Source organism: Fulvivirga lutimaris (assembly GCF_009711525.1).
Classification (GTDB): Bacteria; Bacteroidota; Bacteroidia; order Cytophagales; family Cyclobacteriaceae; genus Fulvivirga; species Fulvivirga lutimaris.
In genome coordinates this window covers 1-8,188 of record NZ_SMLV01000247.1, presented here as the reverse complement: position 1 = coordinate 8,188, position 8,188 = coordinate 1, and the positions used below count along the sequence as shown (strand labels likewise).

At 37.0% G+C, this 8,188-nt stretch carries 7 protein-coding genes; 6 read left to right on the top strand and 1 reads right to left on the bottom strand.

All coding sequences use genetic code 11. The features are described 5' to 3' along the window. From E1140_RS03285 to E1140_RS03265, 5 genes are all read left to right on the top strand, one after another. The coding region (locus tag E1140_RS03285) for a TonB-dependent receptor domain-containing protein (protein WP_155179011.1) at positions 1-2,113 on the top strand (2,113 nt) is incomplete at its 5' end. Between the two features lie 12 nt (positions 2,114-2,125). Continuing rightward, positions 2,126-3,802: a SusD/RagB family nutrient-binding outer membrane lipoprotein gene (locus tag E1140_RS03280; protein WP_155179009.1), complete on the top strand. Its 1,677-nt coding sequence runs from the start codon at positions 2,126-2,128 to the stop codon at positions 3,800-3,802. An 18-nt stretch (positions 3,803-3,820) separates the two neighbouring features. Beyond that, a complete protein-coding gene (locus tag E1140_RS03275) occupies positions 3,821-4,774 on the top strand; it encodes a hypothetical protein (protein ID WP_155179006.1) in 954 nt (317 codons plus the stop codon). 79 nt (positions 4,775-4,853) lie between these two features. Then, positions 4,854-5,384, top strand: coding sequence for a redoxin domain-containing protein (locus E1140_RS03270; RefSeq protein WP_155179004.1), 531 nt, complete (start codon positions 4,854-4,856; stop codon positions 5,382-5,384). 9 nt (positions 5,385-5,393) lie between these two features. Continuing rightward, complete coding sequence (locus E1140_RS03265; protein WP_155179002.1) at positions 5,394-6,614, top strand: monooxygenase; 1,221 nt, start codon at positions 5,394-5,396, stop codon at positions 6,612-6,614. Here the strand turns inward: E1140_RS03265 and rfaD are convergent. Continuing rightward, positions 6,611-7,567: an ADP-glyceromanno-heptose 6-epimerase gene (rfaD, locus tag E1140_RS03260; protein ID WP_155179000.1), complete on the bottom strand. Its 957-nt coding sequence runs from the start codon at positions 7,565-7,567 to the stop codon at positions 6,611-6,613. The two genes, E1140_RS03265 and rfaD, sit on opposite strands and share 4 nt — an antisense overlap. Positions 7,568-7,664: 97 nt before the next feature. Here rfaD and E1140_RS03255 point away from each other — a divergent pair, with 97 nt between their 5' ends. Continuing rightward, positions 7,665-8,081, top strand: a complete 417-nt coding sequence (locus tag E1140_RS03255; RefSeq protein WP_155178998.1) for a 6-pyruvoyl trahydropterin synthase family protein — start codon at positions 7,665-7,667, stop codon at positions 8,079-8,081. Positions 8,082-8,188 lie beyond the last annotated feature (107 nt).

Genomic DNA, 8,188 nt, shown 5'->3' with positions numbered 1-8,188 from the left:
AAGTATCAATGGTGGTTTCTCAAGAATGGATAATGACAGTTATATTCCTAATGCTGAAACTTCTAGAACTACTATGAGTTTTGGAGGTAATGGTCAGTTGGATAATGGTCTATTCCTATCTGGAACTATCAACTATACTAATACGAATCAGTCGGCCCCACAATCTGGAGCTAGTGCTTTTAACGATTATTTTGGTGGTGCCGCTGGAGGTTCGATTTTCGCAAGGTTATTTTACTTACCAAGAAACTTTGATTTGAATGGACTTCCATTTGAGAACCCAGTAAATGGTAACAATGTATTTTATAGAGCACTAGATAATCCTCGTTGGATTGCTAAATACAATATATATTCTAGTGAAGTAAACAGAGCCTATGGAAGTATGACTGCTTCTTATGATGTTACAGACTGGTTAACAGTACTGGCACGTGGTGGTATGAATACATATCATGAAGCTAGAAGGAATGTAGTTAGAAAAGGGGGTATTGAAATTCCTAACGGACTTGTTTATACTGAAGACCTAGCTTACTTAGAGCAGAACTACGATTTTACTGCTACAGCTAATAAAGAGTTTGGCAACCTAAGTGTTAATGCACTCTTAGGAATGAATATGCAACAAAGAGAGTTAACTAGAAGAAGAGTAACTGGAAATAATATCATTTCTACAGGATTGAACTTGACTGATGGTACATCAACTCAAATTGTGGATCTTGATTTCGCTTCACTAAGAAGACTTTATGCTGTTTACACTAACGTGGTATTGGGATACAATGATTATCTATATTTGACCTTAACGGGAAGAAATGACTGGTCATCTACACTTCCGGATGGAAATAATAGCTATTTCTACCCATCTGCTAGTTTAGCTGGTGTGGTTAGTGATATGGTAGACTTACCATTGTTTGTAAACTTCTTAAAAGTAAGAGCTGCAATTGCCACTGTGGGTAATGATGCACCACCTTACCGTACAGGTAATGTTTATTCTATAGGAGTACCATTTACTCCATCAGGAGGCGCACCAATAAACAGAGCTTCTCTAGGTAACAGATTGGGTAACCCTAATTTGAAGCCTGAGTTTACTTCAGAGTATGAAGCAGGTTTTGAAGCACAATTCTTAAATAGTAGAATTGGGGTAGACTTAACTTATTTTAACAGAACGTCAACTGATTTGATCTTAAATGCCGATCTGGCAAGATCAACTGGTTATAGTCAAGAGGTAGTTAATGTAGGAGAGTTGAACAATGCTGGATGGGAGATTGGTTTAGACATTACTCCTGTTAAATTGAATAATGGTTTTACTTGGAATTCTTATTTCGCATTCACGAAAATTAAAACTGAAGTTATTGATGCAGGTCCAACAGGAGAACTTTTGCTAGGCGGTCCAGCTTCAACTTTAGGTACGATATTCAGAAATGGAGCTCCTTATGGTCAGATCTTTGGTTCTAGTAATGCTAGAGATGATGAAGGCAATCTATTGATTGATCCTCAAAGTGGTCTGCCATTTGCTTTGCCAACTTCTGATATTGTAGGTGATCCAAACCCAGACTTCACTTTAGGATGGACAAACACTTTTACATTCAAAGGTATTACGTTGAGAGCTTTGGTTGACTGGAAACAGGGTGGAGATTTCTACTCGTTTACGGCAGCTTCATTGTTGCTTAGAGGTCAGTTGAAAATTTCTGAAGATAGAGAAGCTATTCGTGTAGTACCAGGTGTACTTGGTGATACTCAAAACAATGTAGCTTTATTGGATGAAAATGGTAACAAGATTCAAAATACTATTGGTATTTCTGCATTTGACTCACACTTCTCTAACGGATGGGGAGCTTATGGTCAGGATGAGGTAAATATCTATGACGGTACTGTTATCAGACTAAGAGAAATTAGCTTAGGTTATAGCCTTCCAAAGTCTTTGCTTGAAAAGACTCCTTTCGGATCGGCTTCTATTTCAATATCTGGACGTAACCTTTGGTTCAATGCACCAAATGTCTTGGAAGGTCTAAATCTTGACCCAGAGGTATTAGGTGAATTGCCTGATTCTAACGTTCAAGGATTTGAATATGGTAGTGCTCCAACTACTAAGCGTTATGGAGTTAACTTATCATTAACCTTTTAATTAGAAATACTTATGAAAAATATTAAGAGAAAAATAGTCGCTAGTGCGATGTCTTTCATAATGTTATTTTCTGTAACATCTTGTGACATCTTCGACTTAGATATAAATCAAGATCCAAACAACCCAACTACGGCTTCTGCGGATCTTTTATTGGCCAATGCACAGTTAAATGGTATTTCAACATTTGCTGGCGGACTGAATGATGCCACTATGGGCTTTATGGGAATTAATACATCTTTTGATGATTTTAACATGACCAACGGATCATGGAATGGTACATGGAATTATCTGTATTCTAACCCATTGGCAGATTTGGAACAAATCATTATTGATGCTGAAGAAGCTGGAAATAACCCTCATTATTTGGGTGTTGCGCAGGTAATGAAAGCTTACTATTTCGGAATAATGGTGGATATGTGGGGAGACGTTCCTTATTTTACTGCTTTCAAAGGAAGTGAAAACAAAGCTCCTGGTTATGATGATGATGCAGCTATCTACGCAGATTTGATCGCACTTTGTGATAAAGCTGTTGCCAACTTTGCATTGACTAGTGCAGTTGATGTTACTGGTGATTTGATTTATAATGGAAATATAACCAGCTGGAGAAGGGCAGCGAAGACGATAAAGTTAAAGCTTCTTCTTAACACTGACGATGCGACTGGCATTGCAGCTCTTATTGCTGATGATGATCTAATTGACCGTAGTTCAAGAGATTTCCAATTCAAATTTGGAAGCCTTCAAAACCCAGATGACAGACATCCGATGTATCAGGCAGGATATGCAGGTGGTGAGGCAGGTTACTCATATTTTGGACATCAGTTGATGGTTGAAATGTTAGAAAATAGAGATCCTAGAGTTCCATTCTACTTTAAGAGGCAAACTACTGACGTTTTAGATATTGCTGACCCAACTGATAAGCAAACTATCCCTTGTTCTCAAAGAACGGATTGTACTTATGGCTATTTGGTGACTAACCCAGCCATGACCAACAGAATCTACGAAGTAGATCCTGGTAGTATGACTGCTGATCAAGAGGAGTATTTGGCTGGTTTCTTTGGTCGGGATAGAGCTGATCCATCAGGTATTCCAAATGATAACCCCTTAAGAACAATTCCATCGGCTTACCCAGCGGCAGGTCTTTGGGATGATGTTGCAGAGACTGGTGGTGGAAACAAAGGTAGAGGTGATGGTATTTTCCCTATGCTTACTTCATGGATGACTTACTTCTATATGTTAGAAGCGCAAGTTAGATTGGGAGTGAACACTGGTATGTCAGACACAGAATTACTAGAAGAAGCTTTGTCAGCTCAAATGGATAAGGTTATAGCTATTGGAACTGCAGCAGATCCTGCGGCAAGCGATGATGTTACATCATGGGATTTCCCTATTACCTATACTGATTTTGATGTTTATGTACAGGATCTCGTTGATGATTATCCTGCTGGTGGTAATGCAGATCAAAAACTTCAGTACATGATGAAGCAAGCTTGGTTTGCTAATTTTGGAAATGGATTTGAGGTATACAATGCCTACAGAAGAACAGGTTACCCATCTACTTTACAAACACCATTGCAGACACCAAGAAGTTTTCCATTGAGGCTTCCGTACGCTCAAGCTGAATTAAATTTGAATGCATCAACACCAACAATTATTTATGATGTTGATAGAGTATTTTGGGACAAGGATTAATATAAATTCAAAGAAAACATGAAAAGATTTAATAAATTATTTATAACGTTATTGTTACTAGTAACAATAACTATATCATGTCAGGATGAGGATTTACTAGAAATCAATAATCCTACATGGGAAACAGGAGTTAACACTTTTGGACAAATAGCAGATGGTTCAGCGGCTAACTTTATCCGTGGAGATGAGTCAGTAGACTTAACTTTTGACTGGAGATGGATTTCCGTTGATCAGGCTAATACAATAACTAGCGTAGATTTCTATGTGAGTTGGAGTGAGTCTTATGTGAATGTAAACGGTGATGCTGCCGTTGCTAATCATGGTAGCCAACTGGTAAGCACTGCCACCCCTGGTGGTAACAGAGAAGATATTACATTTACTCTAACTCAGGCTGATTTAGCGGCAGCTTTCGCTGGCACCACTTATAACTATGATGATGGTAATGATGCTACTGTTGATGTATTTACATACGCTGGTAAGCCTACAAGAGACGTTGCTGGCGGTCAGGCTTTTATAGATGGAGATAGCTTCATCTTAACCTGGTCATTAACTGGATCTGATGGACGTGTATTTGAAGGATGGTCTCCATCTGTATGTACAGAGGTTCCTGGGTCTAACTGCCAAATTGCTTGGATAGTTGAGTGTGGTCAAGTGCTTAAGGATCCTTCTCAAACTTTCGCCTTGTCGATGCAGGATTCGTATGGTGATGGATGGAATGGTGGAGCATTAGCTGTTATCGTGGATGGTGTTTCTACAGAATATACTATTTCGAGTGCTCAAGGTGCTGCAAATGATGTAGATGTAACTGTTCCTGATGGAGCTACTAGCGTTCAGTTTGAGTATATTTCAGGTGACTGGGATTCAGAAGTTACATTTTCAATTACTACCGAAAGTGGTAATGTAATCGCGAAATATGGACCTTCTCCTCCCGTAGGAATACTTACATTAGATTTATGTAAAGAAAACGAGTAATATAATAAATTGCTTAATTTTAAAGACACGGAGAAATCCGTGTCTTTTTTTTGTTCCAAATAACTTGTAATTATTTGATATGGGAGGATTAAGACTTAGTATTATCATATCGACCATGTTTCTTTTTTGCTTTTTTGACAATACAGAGGCAAAGCAAGGACATGATTTCAATGGGGCAGAAAAGGACTTAATAATATATATATTTTTAGCTCCTGATTGCCCAATCTCACTTAAGTATATAAATACGCTTAGAGAAATGGATTCAATCTTTCATAAAGAAGTAGCATTCATTGGGCTGTTTCCCAAGACATATTCTACAAATCAAATGGAAGAGTTTAGGAAAGAATATAATATCAATTTTGATATTCTCATTGATGACAATAATAACTTTATCAATAAATTTAACATTTCAGTAACTCCTGAAGTATTGCTTATTAAGAACGATAAGGTGCTTTATCAAGGAGCTATTAATAATTGGTTCTATGCTTTAGGGAAAAATAGAGCAAAACCTACAGAGCATTACTTAATAGATGCAATCAGTTTGACGCTTGCTAATGAAAAGGTTGAAGTTGCCAAAACTGAGGCCATTGGTTGTATAATATCAAAATAGAAATAATAAATGAAGGAACTTTTACTTGCCTTGTTTATCTTACTCAGTTCAGTAACTGGTTATGGACAAAAAGTAACTTATTTTGATAACATTGAAGAAATAATAATCACCAATTGCGCTCCTTGCCATAAAAAGGGAGGCTATGGCCCATTCCCATTAACAACTTATGATGAAGTAAAATCTAAAGGTAACTTTATTGGGTATGTTACTAAGACCAAATATATGCCTCCATGGAAGGCTGATCCTGAATTTCAATCATATAAAAATCAGATAATACTTTCAGACGCAGAAATTGCTACTATTCAGGCGTGGGTAAATGGGGGCTTTAAAAAGGGAAAGTCTAAAGGACCAAAACCTGTCATAAAGGATCTATTGGTTGATCAAAAAGCCGATTTGGTAATTGAAATGGACTCACCATTTGAGTTATCTGAACAAGCTATAGAAGATTATCGCTTTTTCAATATCCCAACAAATTTAGAAGATGATGTTTATTTGAAATCAGTAGAGTTTATACCTGGAAATAAGCAGTTAGTTCACCATAGCCGGATAATGGCTGATACGTCAAATCTCATGCATGAGATTGACGGAATGTCAGAGTATGACCCAGAAATAAAGAGGTTTATGACTATCCCTTTAGCTGATGAGTTTTTGTATGGTTGGGTGCCGGGAAATTTACCAGTGCTATATCCTGAGGGAACGGGTAAGAAAATGTACGCAGGTACGGACCTTCTTTTAAATATTCATTATGCTCCGACTTCCAAAACTGAATATGATCAATCAAAAATCAAACTATACTACACCAAAGAACCTGTTGAGCACGAAATAAAGACTTTGGCAATACGCGAAACACATATTTCTAATCAACCATTTTATCTACATGCTGAAACAGTACCTACTTTTTATGTGAGTTATACCGTTGAAGAAGAAATGAATCTTGTTTCTATACTTCCTCATATGCACTATTTAGGCAAGAGTTTTAAAGCTTTGGCAGTAACTCCCGATGGTGACGCTATTCCTCTAATTAAGATTGATGAATGGGATTTTAATTGGCAAAGCACCTATCTGTTTAATGATGTAATTAAAATACCAGCTCAATCAGTAATACTAGTGACGGCTACGTATGATAATACTTCCGAAAATCCTGCTAATCCAAACACGCCCGCAGTTGATGTTGGTTATGGATGGAATACAACAGACGAAATGATGAATCTGGTGATTTATTATTATTAAAGATTTAAGAGGTAATTTTTCACATAATCCTCAACACCCTCTTCAAGCGTTGTAAATTCTTTAGGATAACCAATGGATTTTAACTTAGCCATATTTGCCTCTGTAAAATATTGATATTTATCTCTAATATCTTCTGGAGTGTCAATGAATGAAATATCTTCATTCTTATCCATTGCATTAAAAACCGATATGGTAAGATCTAAGAAAGTTCTGGCCTTACCACTGCCAAGGTTATAAATCCCAGAGTCCTTTCGGTGATGCATTAGCCAGTAACATACGTCTATCACATCTTTTACATACACGAAATCACGCATTTGCTCCCCATCTTTATAGTCTGGATTATGCGAACGGAATAACTTCATGGCATCTGTTTTCAATATTTGATTATATGCATGCCATACCACAGATGCCATTCGTCCTTTATGATATTCATTAGGCCCATAAACATTAAAGAACTTTAAACCTGTCCAGAAGAAAGGCTTTTCTTCTTGCTCGAGTGCCCAAACGTCAAAATCTTGCTTTGACTGGCCATACGGGTTTAATGGTTTGAGTTTAGGTATTTCTGCTTCGTTGTCATCATAGCCAAACTCACCAAGTCCATAAGTGGCTGCAGAGGATGCATAGACCAATGGAATTTGATGTTCAATACACAGTTTCCATATATCCTTAGTGTACTGGGTATTCATTTTAGTCAATAGCTCTACATCAAATAGTGTGGTATCTGTTTTGGCACCAATGTGAAATATAAATTCAACTGCTTTACCATTTTTTGATAGCCATTGAATAAAAATATCCCGATCAATTTTCTCTTTGATCTTGAGCCCTAACAAGTTTTTGTTCTTATCTTCTCGATCGAAATTATCTACAGCAATGATATCGTTGAAATTTTCATTGTTAAGTTTTTCTATCAATTGACTGCCAATAAACCCTACTGCGCCTGTAACTACTATCATGAATTTAGATTTTGAACAAATTAACCTAATGATTTCAATAAATTAAAAGGTATTAATAAATAATGGCTTTGCTATCTTTGCTAAATAATTCAGAGAGATGGTTTTTGTTAGTAGACATGAGCATTTTAACGCAGCACATAAACTGTACAATCCAAATTGGAGTGCTGAGAAAAATGAAGAAGTATTTGGCCCTTGTGCTAATGCCAACTGGCATGGGCATAATTTTGAAATTATTGTGACGGTAAAAGGCGACCCTGATCCTGACACTGGGTTTGTAGTTGACTTGAAAAAGTTGAGCAGGCTTATAAGATCCGAAATAGTTGAGAAGGTGGATCATAAAAACCTAAACCTTGATGTTGATTTCATGGCTGGAAAAATGGCTAGCACTGAAAATTTGGTCATTGAGTTTTGGAGGATACTTAATGAAAACCTTGATACCATTACTTCAACCGCACAGCTTCACTGTATAAAACTCTACGAGACACCTAGAAACTTTGTAGAATACTATGGTTAACAAAATTTACTGATTCCATGAAATATTATTTAATAGCCGGAGAACGCTCTGGTGATCTTCATGGCGGTAATTTGGTTAAATCATTGAACCAGTATGACCCTAATGCT